Here is a 15,155-nt window from a genome sequence, read left to right as displayed (position 1 = left end):
AGGAGCAGATCATGAAGGTCCTCATCTCGGGCGCGAGCGTCGGCGGCCCCGTCCTGGCGTACTGGCTGCGGCGGCACGGGTACGAGACCACGCTCGTCGAGCGGGCCCCGGCCCCGCGCAAGGGCGGTCAGGCCATCGACATCAGGGGCGCCGCGCTGGACGTGGTCGCGAAGATGGGCGTCATCGAGCCGATCAAGGCTCTGCGGACGACCATGCGCGGCATGTCCATGGTGGACGGCGACGGCAACGAGCTCATGCGCAGCTACGAGGAGACGGTCAGCGGCGGCCGGTTCGACAGCCCGGACATCGAGATCATGCGCGACGACCTGACCGCCATCCTCACCTCGGCCTCGGGCGCCGAGTACGTGTACGGCGACTCGATCGCCACCCTCGACCAGGACGCCGACGGCGTGGACGTGACGTTCGAGAGCGGCGGCCGGGGGCGTTACGACTATGTGTTCGGCGCCGACGGCCTGCACTCCAACGTGCGCAGGCTCACCTTCGGCCCGGAGGGGCAGTTCCTCAGCCACCTCGGCATGTACGTCTCCATCTTCACCGCCGACAACTTCCTCGGCCTGGACCACTGGCAGACCTGGTTCCGCGAGGGCGACACGGGAGGCGCCCTCTTCAGCGACCGGGACGCCACCGTGATGCGGGTCAACCTGGGCTTCGGCGCGGGTCCGATCGACTACGACCACCGCGACGTCGAGCAGCAGAAGCGCCTGATCCAGGAGCGCTGCTCGGGGCTGCGCTGGGAGGTGCCCAAGCTGCTGGAGGCCATGTGGAAGGCCGACGACTTCTACTTCGACGCCATGGCCCAGGTCAGGATGGAGCGCTGGTCGAAGGGTCGGGTCGCGCTGGTCGGCGACGCGGGCTACTGCGCCTCGCCGCTGTCGGGGCAGGGCACCAGCCTGGCGCTCGTGGGGGCGTACGTGCTGGCGCAGGAGCTCGGCAGGGACCCGATCGGAGCCTTCGACCGGTACGAGGAGCGCATGCGCCCGTACGTCGCGCAGAACCAGGCGCTCGCCCACGAGAACCCCGGCCAGGGCGCCTCGCCGGAGAGCGTTCAGCGGGCGGCAACCAGCATCACGCTGGACTGACAGTCACGAACCGATACGATTTGCCGCCATGGGTATCAGACTCACGATGGCCGCCCTCGGAGCCACCGCTCTGACGTTGACCGCCGTACCCGCGTACGCGGCGAGCGCCGGGATCACGGACGAGGTGACGATGACCCTCGGCAAGAACGGCACCCTGCACGTGGTCGAGAAGATCAGCGGGGCGTCGGGTGAGCTCAAGCGGACGTTCATCACCAGGACGCGGTACGACGACGGCAACGACCGCGTCTACCAGATCTCGAACGTCAAGGGCGGCACCCTCGCCGGCGACGTGCTCACCGTGAAGGGCGACGGAACGGTCGAGTACGACGTCAAGGGGGCGGTGACCACCTCGGGCGGTGTCGAGGAGCTGCGCTGGTTCGCGGTGAACGGCTGGAGCCAGCAGGTCGCCAAGGCGACGGTCAAGGTGAACGGCCCCGGGCAGGTCCAGAACCTGTCCTGCTTCGCCGGCGAGCTGACCTCGGCCATCGGCTGCACCTCGGCCTCCATGGACCACTCGGCCACCGAGGCCGACTTCGAGCAGGAGAACATCGCCCCCAGCCAGGCCCTGACCGTGGTCGTCGGCTACCCCAAGGGGTCCAGCTCCGGCGTCCCCATCCTGGAGAGGCGCTTCTCGCTGGCCTCGGCGTTCACCCTGAACATCGTCACCGGCGGCGCCCTGGCCGGCCTGCTGGTGCTGCTGCTCGGCGGCGTCGCCCTGCTCTACTGGACGCGCGGCCGTGACGCCAGGGCCGCCGGCCACGCGCAGGGCCCGGTCGATCCGGTGCAGAACGGCCACTTCTCCCCGCCCGACGGGGTACGGCCCGGCCAGATCGGCACCTTGGTGGACGAACAGGCCGACGTGGTCGACGTGACCGCGACGATCGTCGACCTCGCGGTCCGCGGCTACCTGCGGATCGACGAGCAGCCGCGCCAGACGTACGACGCGCCCGACTGGATGCTGGTCAGGCTGCCGAACGCGCCGGTCAACGCGCTGCTGCCGTACGAGCGCGCCCTGTACGACGCCATCTTCGACGGGCGGGACGCGGTGCTGCTGTCGCAGCTGTCCGGCTCGTTCGCGGCCCACCTGGGCAAGGTGCGCGACGCCCTGTACGCCGACGTGGTCAAGCAGGGCTGGTTCGCCCGCCGGCCCGACACCGAGCGCACCAGGTGGACGACGATCGGCGTGGTGCTCATCGCGGTCGGCGTGCTGGCCACGGCGGGGCTGGCCTGGTTCACCACGTACGGGCTGCTGGGTCTGGCCGTCGTCATCGCGGGCGGCGCGCTGGCCGTCGGCGGCCAGTACATGCCGGCCAAGACGGCCAAGGGCTCGGCGGCCTTGGCGCACACGATGGGCTTCCGGCAGTACCTGTTCTCCGGAGAGCTGGGGGAGGTGCCGGAGCAGCACCGGGTGGAGCTGTTCTCCCGCTACCTGCCCTATGCGGTGATCTTCGACGGGGTGGAGCACTGGTCGCGGGTGGTGGCCTCGGTCACGGGGAGCGGCCACCAGTCCGACAACCTGTACTGGTACCACGGGCCCGCGGAGTGGGACCTGTCCAAGTTCGCCGGGTCGATGCGGACGTTCACCACGACGACCTCGGGCGCCATCTCCGCCACCCGCCAGTTCCGCACCCTCTGACGTCCTTCTAACGGAACCGGAGCTCACCCACCGGCCGGCCGCCGCCGAACACCGGTGGGGCGGCCAGTTCGGCCAGCTCCGGCGCGTCCAGGCCCAGCGAGCGCAGGGCCGCCACCGTGGCCGGGACGCGGGCGCGCTGGGACCCGTCCTCGATCTTGACGGTGCCCGCGCGCCCGTCCTCGAACGCGAACGCGTCGAACGCCTCCGCCCCCGCCTTCAGCATGAGCCCGGGCAGCGCGCGCATCAGCTTGGCCTCGGGGCGGTCGGTGCCCGAGGTCCACTCGGGGTAGGTGCTCATCGCGTCGAAGATCTTGCGCTCGTACGAGTCGGGAGACGACATCGGGAACGCCCTGAACGCCTTCGTCACGCCGAGCATCGACACGAAGAACAGCGGCGCCCCGCACCCGTCCACTCCGGAAGCCGCCACCCGCTCCCCCGTCAGGTCCTCCACGGTCTCGCGGATCGCCCGCTGGAGCGGGTGCTTGGGCTCGAGGTAGGACTCGGTGGGCCAGTCGTTCAGCACGCAGGTGGCCAGCATGGCGGCGTGCTTGCCCGAGCAGTTCATGTAGACGCGGCCGCATTCCGTGGCACTCCGGTCGTACGGGTAGTCCTCGGGGCACAGCAGCGCCGACTCCTCCAGCCCGGCGCCCGCGAGGATCTTCCTGACGCCGTCCGCGTGGAACGGCTCGCCCGAGTGCGAGGCGCAGGCCAGCGCCAGCAGCTCATCCTCCAGCCCGAGCCCGGAACGGAGCATGCCGAGCGCCTGGAGCGGCTTCATCGACGACCGTGGCGACGCGGGAACATGCACCGCGCCCTTCGCCTCGACCGGGCGTCCTTCCGCGTCCACCGTCAGCATGCGAGCCTGATGCGTGGACTCCACGAACCCGGACCGGACAACTTCCACAATCATCGACATTTCGCTTCCCCTTTCGGCATGAGTCTACGAACCCTTCTTCCTGGTCCAGAATGGGTTGCCATGCGAGCAGTGGTGCAGAGAGTGAGTTCGGCGTCGGTGGTGGTCGACGGTCAGACCGTCGGGGCCATCGACGAGCCCGGCCTGCTGGTGCTGGTGGGCGTCACCCACACGGACACGCGGGCCGAGGCCGCCAAACTCGCCGCCAAGCTCTGGGGCCTGCGCATCCTGCACGGCGAGAAGTCCTGCTCGGACGTGTCGGCGCCGCTCCTGGTGATCAGCCAGTTCACCCTGTACGGGGACGCCCGCAAGGGACGGCGGCCGACGTGGCAGGCAGCCGCCCCCGGGCCGGTCGCGGAGCCGCTGGTGGAGGCCGTGGTGGAGGAGCTGCGCCGGCTGGGGGCGCACGTGGAGACGGGCGTCTTCGGCGCCGACATGAAGGTGTCGCTCGTCAACGACGGCCCGATCACCCTCACCCTCGACTTCTGACCGCCCACGCCCGGGCGCCTGCCCCCGGGAGAGCCCTCACCTCGGCGCCTGCCGCCGGGAGAGCCCTCACCTGGGTGTCTGCCACCGGGAGGGCCCTCAGCGGATGCGGCGGCGGAGGGCCGGGTCGATGGAGACGTTGCGTCCCGCGTCCGGCGGCACGATGACCTCCTGCGCGGCCGCCACCCCACCGGCCAGCAGCGGCGCGTCCACCGGCACCGTCCGCTTGACCACCGCCAGCGCGATCGGCCCGAGCTCGTGGTGCCGGGCGGCCGACCCGACCACACCGACCTCCTGGCTCTCGAAGATCACCGGATCGCCGTGCGCCGGCAGCGTGTCCACACTGCCGTCGAGGTGCAGGAACACCAGGCGGCGCGGCGGGTGCCCGAGATTGTGCACCCGGGCGACCGTCTCCTGGCCGCGATAGCACCCCTTGCTCAGGTGTACGGCCGCACCGATCCAGTCCACCTCATGGGGAATCGTCTTGTGATCGGTGTCGAACCCCAGCCGCGGCCGGTGCGCCTCGATCCGCAGCGCCTCGTACGCCCACAGCCCCGCCAACGGCTTGCCCAGGTGATCGGGCAGTTCGTCGCGCGGCACCAGGAAGTCCTCCGCGGCCGTGGACAGCACGGCCAGGTCGTCGGCCCGCGACACCTCGACCCGCAGCATGAACCGCATCCGGTCGAGATAGTCGATCAGGCTCTGCGCGGTGCCCGGCTCGACATGGGCCAGCATGCTCTCACCGTCGTCGACGAGCGTCAGGTGGTGGAGCACGTGACCCTGCAGGTCGAGATCGAGCGTCTGCGTCCACTCGCCTGGCTTCAGGGTGTCGAGTTTCTGCGAGGTGAGGTCGTTGAGCCATTTCAGCCGGTCTACGCCGGAGATGCGGACCACCTCACGGTTGCTGCGGTCGACGACCGCCTCACCCTTGGCCAGCGCACGCTGCTCGGCGAACAGATCGCCGTAGTGCGCGGCAACGTCGGAATCCGGCCCATCGGCCGCGACGGCACCGGGGAGATCGAGCAGAGGGCTACGCATGCCCTCCAGGTTATCGGCACTCACGCCACCGCTCGAAAACCCCCACCCACTGACCCAGCCCTCGGCCACGACCACTCGCCCACGTACAGCAGCCGTCCAACAACCGGAAGCGACCACTCACGTACTAACGGCAGCCGCCCAACACCTGGGCACACGACCACTCACTCACCCACCTGTGGCAGCCGCTCAACCCCCCGTGAACGACCACCGCCCCAACTCCCAGCAGTCACGACAGTCACGGGAACGCCCGGAGGCGGCCGTCCTCCCGTCCGCTACCGGCAGTTGCGGCACCGTCCGAAGACGGTCAGATGGTGCACGTCCGCGACGAACCCCAGCTCCTCGTCCAGCCCCTTGACCAGCCCGTCCGCCAGCTCGGGCCGTACCTCGAACACCTCGTCGCACCCCCGGCACACCAGGTGCACGTGATCGGCCTCAGCGGCCAGGTGGTAGGTCGGCGCACCGTGGCCCAGATGCGTGTGGGTCACCATGCCGAGCTCTTCGAGCAGCTCCAGCGTCCGGTAGACCGTGGAGATGTTCACGCCACGCGCGGTCTCGCGGACCTTGACGCAGATCTCCTCGGGCGTGGCGTGCTCCAACGTCTTGACCGCCTCAAGGACGAGCTGGCGCTGCGGGGTGACCCGGTAGCCCTTGGCGCGGAGTTCCTCATGCCACTGCGTCTCCGTCATGCCCTGAGTCTACGGCCCGGCGATATTCGCTTGCCCCTTTCGCGCACAAGCGCATAGCGTCTTTGGTACGCGGAAAGGAGGTGGTCCAAACAATGGTGAATCATAGTTGGGCTAGCGAGGTGGTTGTCCGCTAGCGCTGCGGACTGTTGTCTCGTGACGTATGCGAATACGAGGCAACCACCGGGGCCCCTGGCAGCCGGAGGGCGGGACCATGATCCCGTCTTTGGTCCATCCGGCCCACCTGCCGAGCAGGTGGAGTTCGCCTGGGGCCCTTCTTCATGTCCACGTCGGGAAACCGAGCCGCTGCACGCACCTTGCCGGACGGACGCCCCCCCGCTCGTGAAAACCCCGCCCGCGTGGCCGACACCAGCTCCAAGAGCACGACCGGGACCACTCACCCGGCCACCGAGGCGACCTCGACACGACCGGAGTCACTCACCCGGCCGCCGAGACCTCCGCCACCGCAGAACACCATCGGGATTGCTCACCCGGCCACCGGGACCTCGGCACGACCGGGTTACACACCCGACCACCGAGACCTCGACCACCGCAGAGCACCATCGGGGTTACTCACCTGGCCACCGATATCCCAGCCGCCGATGTTCCGGCCAGCGATATCCGGACCACCGATATGCCGGCCGACGATGTCCCGGCCACCGATATGCCGCCACCATGATCGCAACGGCATGAAGCGCGACTCGGGGGCGGGGGAGACAGTCTCGAGGGACGAGGGGACAGGCTCGAGGGACGAAGGGGCCAGGCGCGAGACCAAGAGCCCCCGTTAGTGCTCACCCCGCGCCGCGATGCCAAGCTTGTCGCACGCGTCCCGATAGAGCTGCACCACGGCCTTACGCACCTGGGCCCGCTCGGTGAGCGTCTCCCCCCAGGGCACCCGCACCCGCTCCCCACCATCGACCATGAACTCGATCGCCTCGGCATCCACGTCACTCGTCACCGCCGAGGTGGCGTCGGGCCGGCCGCCGAGCGCCCGCACGATGATCAGCGAGTCCCCGGCGTGGTCGTCATTCATGTGGCGCTTGATCGCCTCGACGGCGTCAGCGGTGAAAGGCGTGCTCATATCGGCTCAAGCTACCTTCTTCAGCTCCGCCGACATATGGTCCGTGAGCGGGTGGCCCACGGCCGCCATCTCGTACGCCCACATCAGGTTGCCGTTGACCAACCCGTACAGCCGGTGCCCCGCCGTGTACTCCTTGGCGGTGCCGGTGCGGGCCACGACGTCCGTCCGCAGCTCGATCTTGTGGAAGACGACCTCGCCGATGTAGATCTCGACGATCCCGGTCGGGTGGGCGAGCACCACCTCGATCTGCCTGTCGGGCTGCGGGCGCCAATATCCCGACTCGGTGGCCAGCGGCTTGACCCGATTGCCGTCCTGGTCGAGCAGCCAGGTGCGGCTCACGTAGCTCAGGAACGGCTTCCCGTTGTGCCCGAACTCGATCTCCTGCCCGAAGTTGAAGCTCTCGATCGTCGGGTAGCCGCCCACGCCGGCGCCTTCCCACCGGCCGAGCAGGAACGCGATGGGCTCCAGGGCGGGGTGCACCTCAGGTTCTTCCATGCTCCCCAAGCGTAGTGCTCCTGACTCGCCGTACAGCCTCGGTGTACAGCTCGGTGGTGAGATCATCGCGGCCGATGCCGACGTCCGCCATCACCTGCCTGATCACCCGCAATGCGCCGGGCACCGCGTCGGGCTCGACCACTGCCTCGATTTCGAGAAACGTACCGTCGAGTTCGGGAATGGTCACGAGAGTGGCCAGCAAAGAAAGCCCCGACTTCGAAATCCGGTAGTTCCTACACCGCTTTTCGTACCGGATCACTTCCCGCAACCCGAGTTTGCGCAGCACAGCTTCCATCGCCACCGGGTCCTCGACGCCGGTCTCGTACTCAGGCTTGGACCCGCTGACCGGATCGACGCTGGGATCCTTGAACGTGAGCAGGCTCACCGCGCCGTCGTCCACCACCCTCACCCGGATCTCCCTCCCGTCGCGGGAGTACCGGAGATCGGGGGTGTCGTAGTAGACATCGCGGTAAACATTGGCCGTCTCCGGCGCACGCTCCCGCAACGCGGCCCGTACGCCGACAGGATCCCGCACGACGGCCTTCAACTCGGCCTCGATCCGCATGCTCCTCCTTCAGCCTCCCTCATAGCAGCCCATGGGCGGTGTCCTCCGGCGCCCCCTGCGCGAGCCTGTCGGGCGGTGTCCTCCGGCCTCCCTTGCGAGAGCCTGTCGGGCGGTGTCCTCCGGCATCCCTCGTAGCAGTCCGTGGGACGGCGCCTTTCGGCGTCCCCTGCGGGAGCCCGTCGGGCGGCGTCCTTCGGCGTCCCTTGGGGGAGCCTGTTGGGCGGTGTTCTTCGCGGCGTTTCTTCGGTCAAGGTGGGTCTTTCCCGCGCGGGCTTGTGTATTCGGTTGGAGTCCTTCGCCGGAAGTCGGGGGGCGTTAGGGTGACGGGTATGGGACGATCACTGGTGATCAAGGTGACCGCCGGGGCGGATGCCCCTGAGCGGTGCAACCAGGCGTTCAATGTCGCGGCCGCCGCGCTCGCGAGTGGTGTGCCCGTTTCCCTGTGGCTGACCGGCGAGGCCTCGTGGTTCGCGCTGCCGGGCAGGGCCAAGGAGTTCAGCCTGCCGCACGCCGCGCCACTCGCCGACCTCCTCGACGCTGTGCTGGCGGCAGGGCGCGTGACACTCTGCACCCAATGCGCGGCCCGTAGGAACATCACGGTGGACGATCTCATCGACGGGGTCCGCATCGCGGGCGCGCCGGCGTTCGTCGAGGAAGTGGTCAGGGAAGGCGCCCAGGCGCTGGTCTACTGAGCTTTCGGGGTCGTAGGCCGCACGTCACGCCTGAGAGCCCATCCGTTGGCGTCCGAAAGACGAGGCGTGCGAAGACCAGGTGCCTGCCCTGAGCGCAGAGATATGCACCGACCTCGGCACGCGCGACCGCGTGTGGCGGCGCGCGACCGTGCGCGCCCGCGTGGCCGTGTGTGGTCGTCGTATGTCACCCCGCGCGACCGTGCGCGGTCGCGTGTGGCGCGCAACCGTGCGTAGCCGTATGCCGGTGTGTGGCCGTGTGGCGGGGCGTGACCGTGCGGGGCGCACGGCCCCGGGTATGGCCGTGTGGCGGTACGCGACCGGGTGTGGCACGGCGGTGCGTAGCCCTGTGGTGGCGCGTGGCGATGCGTAGCCCTGCGGCGGTACGCGACGGTGCGTAGCCGTGTGCCGGTGTGTGGCCGCGCGTGACCGTGTAGCGGTGTGTGGGCGTGTGTGGCGGTGGTGGGGAGGGGCTGGGTTATAGGCCGTTGGGGTGGCGGTCGCGTACGGCGTTGAGTTCGATGTTCTGCTCCAGCAGTGCCTTCGCCGCGCACAGGACGATCGTGAAGCCGCCCGTCGAATCCGCCACGTGGGCGACGATCTCGTCGCCGGACCCGGTGAGCCAGCTCTCCGTCACCTCGACGAAGGTGGCGTCCTGCCCGTACGGCGTGAAGCGGAACTCGACGGTCAGCGGATGGTCGTCGTTCCATTGGAAGAGGATCCTGCTCCCCTCCTCTACCTCCTTGACCAGCACATTCGTGGAGACCCCGTACATCTCCCACGTCCCCTGGAGTTGCGCGCCCGGCGTCATCCTGCCGGTGCTCTTGGTGAACCAGAACCTGGTCGTGACCTCCGGGTCCGCGAACGCCTCGAAGACCTCGGCGGGCGGCCTGCGGATGAGCATCGCGGTCTGTACGTCGGGGATCTTGGTGAGGGTGAGCGTGTCAACGGCCATGGTCAGGCTCCTTTCTCATCCTGCGGCTCCTACCGGGCGGTCACGGTGATGGGCGACATCGTTTCGCCGGTTTCCAGCAGGGTCTTGAGGTTGGAGAGCAGTTCGGGCCAGCCCTGGCTGATCGACTCGCGTACGCCGCTGCCGGGCTCGAAGCCGCTGTGCACGATGGTCAGCTTGACCGTCTCCCCAGCCTGTTCGATGTCAAAGGTCACCTTGGACCTGGGCTCCGCGGTCACCCGGGCCAGTGCCTCGTCGCTCAGGCCGACGGCTTTGGCGAACTCCGGTGTGAAGGTGTGCCAGGAGTAGGCCAGGCGGCGGTGGGGGTCGGACTCGAGGACGACCTGCTCGGGGTCCTCGATCGTGACGCCGCACAGCTTCCAGGCCATCGTCGAGCCCACCTTCCAGTCGGACTCGATCTCGACGCCCCAATAGCTGAGGGTGAAGGCGGGCTCGGTCAGGGCCTGCCAGAGCCGCTCCGGGGTGGTCTTGATGTATGTCGTGTAAACGAAGTCGTTGCTGGTCATGGGGCTCTCCAAAGCCGTCTTGAGGTCGGCGAGCGCGTCGGCTCGCCGCCGGTCGTACTGGTTGATCCAGCGATCGGCGATGGCGTTGATCGGCACGGCGTTGAGGTAGTGCAGCTTCTCCCGGCCGCGCCACACCGTGGTCACCAGGTTGGCCTCCTCCAGCACGGCCAGGTGCTTGCTGACCGACTGCCTGGCCATGTCCAGGCCCGCGCACAGCTCGCGCAGGGTTTGCCCGTTGCGGGCATTGAGGCTGTCGAGCAACCTACGGCGACTGGGGTCGGCCAGCGCCTTGAACACCTCGTCCATTTAGCCCATCTACCGCCATCCAGGCCAGACATGCAGTCGATTGGCTGCATGTCTCGACCATAAGCAGCCGGATGGCTGCATGTCAACCGGAGCTGATCGCGGCGTTGCTGGAGACGGTGGAGTTCTGCGTGAAAAGCACGAAAAGCACGGAAAGTGTGAAAAGCGCGAAAAGACCGCCGCGCGGCCCGGGTGAGGCCCGGGTGAGGCCCGGGTGAGGCCTCCGGCCCGCCGACATCGGCCGCCGACCCCGGTGGCCGGTATCGGTGGCCGGTATCGGTGGCCGGTGGCGGTGGCCGGTGGCGGTGGCCGGTGGCGGTGGCCGGTGGCGGTGGCCGGTGGCGGTGGCCGGTGGCGGTGGCCGGTGGCGGTGGCCGGTGGCGAGGGTGGCAAGGTGCGGGAGTCGTGGTGGGCGACAGCTCTAACGCCCGTTGCGCGCCGGTCGGCCCCTGGCTTTCGGCCCGGCCGTCATGAGCTCACCAACCAATGCTCGGACCCCGGCCCCAGAGGCCTGTCCTGACCCCGCCGTTCGGGCGGGCAGAGCGGGTTTGCCTAGGATCTGGGAGTCGATCGAGGAGGCGGGGGTGGAGATGACCGGCGCGTTGGCGGAGGCCGAGTGGGAATCGCATCGCTCCGCGGTCTTCGGGGCGGCCTACCGGATCCTCGGCACCGTGACGGAGGCCGAGGACGTGACGCAGGAGGTCTGGTTGCGCGCCGTCGCCGCCGACCTGTCCGAGGTGCGGGATCTGCGGGCCTGGCTGGTGACCGTGGCCGCCCGGACGTCCTACAACGTGCTGCAGTCGGCCCGCGTCCGCCGCGAGTCCTACGTCGGCCCCTGGCTGCCCGAACCGCTGCTGACCGGGCCCGACGCCGCCGCCCAGGTGCTCATGGACGAGTCGGTGAGCACCGCGATGCTGGTGGTCATGGAGACGCTCACCCCCGCCGAACGCGTCGCGCTGGTGCTGCACGACGTCTTCGACTTCCCGTTCGCGCGGATCGCCGAGGTGTTGGACAGCACGCCCGCCGCCGGCCGCAAGCTCGCCTCACGCGCGCGGGCGCGGGTCGCCGCGGTCCGGGAGCGGCCCCGGGCGTCCAGGGCCGAGACCGAACGGCTGCTCAGGGCGTTCAAGGCGGCCGCCGATGCGGGTGACCTGGCCGGGCTCGTCGAGCTGCTGCACCCCGAGGCCGTGTACGTCGCCGACGGCGGCGGCGAGGTGACCGCGGCGCGCAGGCCGGTCCGGGGCGCGGCGCGGATCGCCCTGCTGGCGGTCAGGGTGATCGAGCTCAGGCGGCCCGAAGCGTTCCAGGTCATCGAGGTGAACGGGCGCCCGGCCCTGGCGACCTACCACAGCGGCAAGCTCGTCTGGCTCGACACCGTGGAGATCGCCGACGGGCGGATCACGACGTTCAGGCGGCTGGTCAATCCGGAGAAGCTCGCCCGCCTCGGTCACATCTGACCCCGCCGTCTTGTCTCCCTGCCGGCCGGCCCCCGATCCCCGGGGGCCAGGCGGAGAGAGGACGGGACAGTGGCGCACGTTGTGATCATCGGAGGCGGTTTCGCGGGCGTGTGGAGCGCGGCGGGAGCGGCGCTGGCGCGCGGAGCGGCGGACCTGCGCATCACGCTCATCTCGCCGAACGAGCACCTGGTGCTACGACCACGCCTGTACGAGCCGGAGCCGGACCTGGCCAAGGTGGAGCTCGGCAGAGTTCTCGGGCCGATCGGCGTCGAGCACCTGCGGGCGTCGGTGAGCACGATCGACACCGGCCGCCGCGTGGTGGTGGCCGACGGCCGGGAGATCGGCTACGACCGCCTGGTGCTGGCGGCGGGCAGCAAGCTCGTCCGGCCCGAGGGCCTGCCCGGCGCCGAACGGCTCTTCGACATCGACACCCTGGACGGGGCCCGGCGGCTCGCCGACCACCTGCGCGACCGCGAGAACTACCGCGCCGTGGTCGTCGGCGCGGGGTTCGTGGGCCTGGAGGCGGCGACCGAGCTGGCCGCCCGGGGCCGGGTGCTGCTGGTGGACCGGTCGCGGGTGGTCGGGCACCAGCTCGGCCCGGGCCCGCGCGAGGAGATCGAGGCGGCGCTGGACAAGCTGGGCGTCGAACGCCGCCTCGGGACGACGGTGACGGAGGTCGGCAACGGGTACGCCGTCCTGTCCGACGGCACCAGGGTCGAGGCGGACGCGGTGGTCTGGGCGGTCGGGATGAGGGCCAGCGAGCTCACCCGGCAGATCTCCGCCGAGCTCGACCACCTCGGCCGCGTGCCGGTGGACCGGCACCTGCGCGCCCTTCCCGAGGTGTTCGCCGCCGGCGACACGGCCGCCGCGGCGTTCGACGCCGAGCACACGGTCATGCAGGCCTGCCAGCACGCCACCCCCCTCGGCAAGGTCGCCGGGTACAACGCGGCGGCCGACCTGCTCGGCGTGCCGCTGCGCGACTTCACCCCCGGCCCGTACGTCACCTGCCTCGACCTGGGCGGAGCCGGCGGGATCTTCACCCGGGGCTGGGACCGCCGGGTGCTGGCCTCGGGCGCCGACGGCAAGGAGATCAAGACGCGGATCAACCAGGCAATCCACCCGCCGGTCGACGACGCCGCGAAGATCCTCGCCGCCGCCGACCACGTCTACCTGGAGTTGCCCTTCTTCCCTCTCGACGAGGAGACCGGTCAGCCGGACAGGACGGCGGCCAGGCGTTCCTGGCGCAGGGCCTCGTAGCGGGAGTTGTCGAGGGGTGCCAGGTCGCCCACCCGCCACGACAGCAGCAGGTCGGCCAGGGCCGGGTTGCGGGCCAGGGCGGGCCCGTGGAGGTAGGTGCCCACCACGTGGCCCGCGTAGCAGCCCTCGAAGCCGTCTCCGTTGCCCACCCCGACGAGGGTCCGGGACAGGGGCTTGACGCCGGGGCCCAGGTGGGTGATGCCCATGTGGTTCTCGAAGCCGGTCAGGGTGGGGAGGTTGAGCGCGGCGTCCACCTCGGCGGCCAGCTCGCCGACCGCTCGGGCGGGACCGCGGGAGCTGGCGATGTCCAGCAGCCCGATCCCGTCCACCGGCTGGCCCTCCTCGCCCCCGAACGTGCTGCCCATGATCTGGTATCCGGCGCACACCGCCAGCAGGGCGGCGCCGCGGGCGATGGCGCGGTGGAGGCCGCCGTCGCGGCGCAGGCGTTCGGCGGCCAGGATCTGGGGGCGGTCCTCGCCGCCGCCGATGAGGTAGATGTCGCCCGAATCCGGCACCGGGTCCGCCGAACGTACGTGGATCGTCTCGGTCGCGATCCCCCGGCGGTTCGCGCGCTGCTCCAGGACGAGCGCGTTGCCCTGGTCACCGTACGTGCTCAGCAGGTCAGGATAGATCCAGACGATGCGAAGGGCGCTGTCAGTCGGCACGGCCGAACTCCGTTCGGATCTGCTGGAAGGCGGTGTAGTTGGCGATGACGTCGACCCGGCCGGGAGGCTGCATGGCCAGCGCCTCCGTGAACGAGCCGCACAGCGTGAAGGGCACGTCCGCCACGTCGAGCCGGAGCGCCAGGTCGAGGCGGCGCTCGCCCGTCACGAAGACGGGGCGCCCGCGCAGGATGCGGTAGTCGACGTCCCACAGCCAGGAGGTGTCGCGCCCGTCGGGACCGTTGGCGTTGACCGAGAGGATGATCGGCAGCTGCGGGTCGGACACGTCGAACGCCTCCAACCACCCCGCCGGGTTCTTCGCCAGCAGCAGCCGCGCGTGGCGGCCGTCGCGCTCGACCGTGGTGTAGCGGCCGGCCACCGAGGTGACCTGGCGCAGCCGCGGCAGCGCCCGCTCCACCGGCACCCCGAACGCCTCGGCCACCGCCAGCGCCATCACCGCGTTGGACCGGTTGGCCAGGCCGGGCAGCTGGATGTCGAGCTGCCATCGCTGCCCGCGCGGATCGACGGCCACCTCATCGTCGATCGCCCACTGCGGCTCCGGCCGGTGGAACGTGCACTCCTTGCACGCCCAGTCGGCGTCCTTACGGTCCAGCGGGCCGCCGCACTCAGGGCAGCACCAGGAGTCTTCCTTCCACCGCTGGCCGCCGGAGACCCAGGTGACCTTCGCCGCCGTGGAGGCGCCCCAGGTCACGAGCGGGTCGTCGCAGTTGGCGATGACGTGGGTGGGCTTGCCGGACAGCGCCCTGCGCCACTTCTGCGCGAGCAGCCAGATCTCGGCGGCGCGGTCCATCTGGTCGCGGCTGAGGTTCATCAGGCACACGACGCCCGCGCCGGTGGTGTCGAGGACCTCCGGCAGGTATTTCTCGTCCACCTCGAGCACGCCGTACGGGGCGGCCTTGTTCTGGGAGAGCGCCGAGACGTGGCCGGCGGGCATGTTGGCGCCCAGCGCGTTGGTGGCGACGTCGCCGAGCTCGAGGAGCGCCGAGGCGATCAGCCGCGTGGTGGTGGTCTTGCCGTTGGTGGCGCTGACCAGGGCCAGCTTGCGGTCGCGGGCCAGCTTGCGCAGGAGGTCGGGCTCAAGCAGCAGGCCCACTCGCCCGCCGATCACCGACCCGTCGCCGCGCCCGGTCATCTTGGACAGCGTCGCGGCACTGCGGCCCAGGGCGCTGGCGAGCTGGGCCCGCAGAGGAAGCTGGGTCATGCCCAAGGATCCTAGTCGGCATTGGCCGATAGTCTGGAGATGCACACGAAAACGCGGCCCGGTCGGTAGCCCGGGCGAAGCTTCACCGT

General features: G+C 70.1%; 16 protein-coding genes. 6 read left to right on the top strand and 10 right to left on the bottom strand.

The window, feature by feature from the left end; translation table 11 throughout:
- Positions 1–11 precede the first annotated feature (11 nt).
- Positions 12–1,100: an FAD-dependent monooxygenase gene (locus ACWDRB_RS45515; protein ID WP_449904968.1), complete on the top strand. Its 1,089-nt coding sequence runs from the start codon at positions 12–14 to the stop codon at positions 1,098–1,100.
- Between the two features lie 28 nt (positions 1,101–1,128).
- Positions 1,129–2,736: a DUF2207 domain-containing protein gene (locus tag ACWDRB_RS45510; protein ID WP_449904966.1), complete on the top strand. Its 1,608-nt coding sequence runs from the start codon at positions 1,129–1,131 to the stop codon at positions 2,734–2,736.
- A gap of 7 nt (positions 2,737–2,743) precedes the next feature.
- Here the strand turns inward: ACWDRB_RS45510 and ACWDRB_RS45505 are convergent, their stop codons facing one another.
- The gene (locus ACWDRB_RS45505; protein ID WP_449904964.1) at positions 2,744–3,652 is read right to left on the bottom strand and encodes an asparaginase; all 909 of its coding nucleotides are present in this window, start codon (positions 3,650–3,652) and stop codon (positions 2,744–2,746) included.
- A 60-nt stretch (positions 3,653–3,712) separates the two neighbouring features.
- Between ACWDRB_RS45505 and dtd the strand changes: the two genes are divergently transcribed.
- The gene (gene dtd, locus ACWDRB_RS45500; RefSeq protein ID WP_449904962.1) at positions 3,713–4,138 is read left to right on the top strand and encodes a D-aminoacyl-tRNA deacylase; all 426 of its coding nucleotides are present in this window, start codon (positions 3,713–3,715) and stop codon (positions 4,136–4,138) included.
- 96 nt (positions 4,139–4,234) lie between these two features.
- Here dtd and ygfZ read toward each other — a convergent pair whose 3' ends face one another.
- From ygfZ to cyaB, 5 genes are all read right to left on the bottom strand, one after another.
- A complete protein-coding gene (ygfZ, locus tag ACWDRB_RS45495; protein ID WP_449904960.1) occupies positions 4,235–5,173 on the bottom strand; it encodes a CAF17-like 4Fe-4S cluster assembly/insertion protein YgfZ in 939 nt (312 codons plus the stop codon).
- Between the two features lie 272 nt (positions 5,174–5,445).
- Complete coding sequence (locus ACWDRB_RS45490; RefSeq protein WP_185070409.1) at positions 5,446–5,859, bottom strand: Fur family transcriptional regulator; 414 nt, start codon at positions 5,857–5,859, stop codon at positions 5,446–5,448.
- Between the two features lie 781 nt (positions 5,860–6,640).
- On the bottom strand, positions 6,641–6,937 hold the full coding sequence (locus ACWDRB_RS45485; protein ID WP_350733221.1) for a DUF2470 domain-containing protein: 297 nt from the start codon (positions 6,935–6,937) through the stop codon (positions 6,641–6,643).
- Between the two features lie 6 nt (positions 6,938–6,943).
- Positions 6,944–7,432, bottom strand: coding sequence for an FABP family protein (locus ACWDRB_RS45480; RefSeq protein ID WP_350733220.1), 489 nt, complete (start codon positions 7,430–7,432; stop codon positions 6,944–6,946).
- The gene (cyaB, locus tag ACWDRB_RS45475; protein WP_449904957.1) at positions 7,419–7,997 is read right to left on the bottom strand and encodes a class IV adenylate cyclase; all 579 of its coding nucleotides are present in this window, start codon (positions 7,995–7,997) and stop codon (positions 7,419–7,421) included. The genes ACWDRB_RS45480 and cyaB overlap by 14 nt, the downstream gene beginning before the upstream one ends.
- 329 nt (positions 7,998–8,326) lie before the next feature.
- On the opposite strand from cyaB, the gene ACWDRB_RS45470 reads away from it, so the two are divergent.
- A complete protein-coding gene (locus ACWDRB_RS45470; RefSeq protein WP_449904955.1) occupies positions 8,327–8,689 on the top strand; it encodes a DsrE family protein in 363 nt (120 codons plus the stop codon).
- A 475-nt stretch (positions 8,690–9,164) separates the two neighbouring features.
- Here the strand turns inward: ACWDRB_RS45470 and ACWDRB_RS45465 are convergent, their stop codons facing one another.
- Complete coding sequence (locus ACWDRB_RS45465; RefSeq protein ID WP_449904953.1) at positions 9,165–9,641, bottom strand: SRPBCC family protein; 477 nt, start codon at positions 9,639–9,641, stop codon at positions 9,165–9,167.
- A gap of 29 nt (positions 9,642–9,670) precedes the next feature.
- Positions 9,671–10,471, bottom strand: a complete 801-nt coding sequence (locus ACWDRB_RS45460; protein WP_449904951.1) for an ArsR/SmtB family transcription factor — start codon at positions 10,469–10,471, stop codon at positions 9,671–9,673.
- Positions 10,472–11,016: 545 nt separating this feature from the next.
- Between ACWDRB_RS45460 and sigJ the strand changes: the two genes are divergently transcribed.
- Together sigJ and ACWDRB_RS45450 are read left to right on the top strand one after the other, a co-directional pair.
- Complete coding sequence (gene sigJ / locus ACWDRB_RS45455; RefSeq protein WP_449904949.1) at positions 11,017–11,925, top strand: RNA polymerase sigma factor SigJ; 909 nt, start codon at positions 11,017–11,019, stop codon at positions 11,923–11,925.
- Positions 11,926–11,994: 69 nt separating this feature from the next.
- A complete protein-coding gene (locus ACWDRB_RS45450) occupies positions 11,995–13,182 on the top strand; it encodes an NAD(P)/FAD-dependent oxidoreductase (protein WP_449904947.1) in 1,188 nt (395 codons plus the stop codon).
- Here the strand turns inward: ACWDRB_RS45450 and ACWDRB_RS45445 are convergent.
- Both ACWDRB_RS45445 and ACWDRB_RS45440 read right to left on the bottom strand, forming a co-directional pair.
- Positions 13,134–13,847, bottom strand: a complete 714-nt coding sequence (locus tag ACWDRB_RS45445) for a type 1 glutamine amidotransferase (protein ID WP_449904945.1) — start codon at positions 13,845–13,847, stop codon at positions 13,134–13,136. The two genes, ACWDRB_RS45450 and ACWDRB_RS45445, sit on opposite strands and share 49 nt — an antisense overlap.
- On the bottom strand, positions 13,837–15,066 hold the full coding sequence (locus tag ACWDRB_RS45440; protein ID WP_350733210.1) for a Mur ligase family protein: 1,230 nt from the start codon (positions 15,064–15,066) through the stop codon (positions 13,837–13,839). The genes ACWDRB_RS45445 and ACWDRB_RS45440 overlap by 11 nt, the downstream gene beginning before the upstream one ends.
- Positions 15,067–15,155 lie beyond the last annotated feature (89 nt).

It is taken from the genome of Nonomuraea sp. NPDC003707, assembly GCF_053587055.1.
This window is presented reverse-complemented; position numbering and strand designations above follow the sequence as displayed.

What these genes read in the sequence shown, in the direction of transcription:
- ACWDRB_RS45465 (WP_449904953.1), bottom strand. Translation starts at nt 9,641, where the DNA reads ATGGCCGTTGACACGCTCACCCTCACCAAGATCCCCGACGTACAGACC.
- cyaB (WP_449904957.1), bottom strand. Translation starts at nt 7,997, where the DNA reads ATGCGGATCGAGGCCGAGTTGAAGGCCGTCGTGCGGGATCCTGTCGGC.
- ACWDRB_RS45515 (WP_449904968.1), top strand. Translation starts at nt 12, where the DNA reads ATGAAGGTCCTCATCTCGGGCGCGAGCGTCGGCGGCCCCGTCCTGGCG.
- ACWDRB_RS45485 (WP_350733221.1), bottom strand. Translation starts at nt 6,937, where the DNA reads ATGAGCACGCCTTTCACCGCTGACGCCGTCGAGGCGATCAAGCGCCAC.
- ACWDRB_RS45490 (WP_185070409.1), bottom strand. Translation starts at nt 5,859, where the DNA reads ATGACGGAGACGCAGTGGCATGAGGAACTCCGCGCCAAGGGCTACCGG.
- ACWDRB_RS45480 (WP_350733220.1), bottom strand. Translation starts at nt 7,432, where the DNA reads ATGGAAGAACCTGAGGTGCACCCCGCCCTGGAGCCCATCGCGTTCCTG.
- dtd (WP_449904962.1), top strand. Translation starts at nt 3,713, where the DNA reads ATGCGAGCAGTGGTGCAGAGAGTGAGTTCGGCGTCGGTGGTGGTCGAC.
- ACWDRB_RS45505 (WP_449904964.1), bottom strand. Translation starts at nt 3,652, where the DNA reads ATGTCGATGATTGTGGAAGTTGTCCGGTCCGGGTTCGTGGAGTCCACG.
- ACWDRB_RS45470 (WP_449904955.1), top strand. Translation starts at nt 8,327, where the DNA reads ATGGGACGATCACTGGTGATCAAGGTGACCGCCGGGGCGGATGCCCCT.
- ACWDRB_RS45510 (WP_449904966.1), top strand. Translation starts at nt 1,129, where the DNA reads ATGGGTATCAGACTCACGATGGCCGCCCTCGGAGCCACCGCTCTGACG.
- ACWDRB_RS45460 (WP_449904951.1), bottom strand. Translation starts at nt 10,471, where the DNA reads ATGGACGAGGTGTTCAAGGCGCTGGCCGACCCCAGTCGCCGTAGGTTG.
- ACWDRB_RS45440 (WP_350733210.1), bottom strand. Translation starts at nt 15,066, where the DNA reads ATGACCCAGCTTCCTCTGCGGGCCCAGCTCGCCAGCGCCCTGGGCCGC.
- ygfZ (WP_449904960.1), bottom strand. Translation starts at nt 5,173, where the DNA reads ATGCGTAGCCCTCTGCTCGATCTCCCCGGTGCCGTCGCGGCCGATGGG.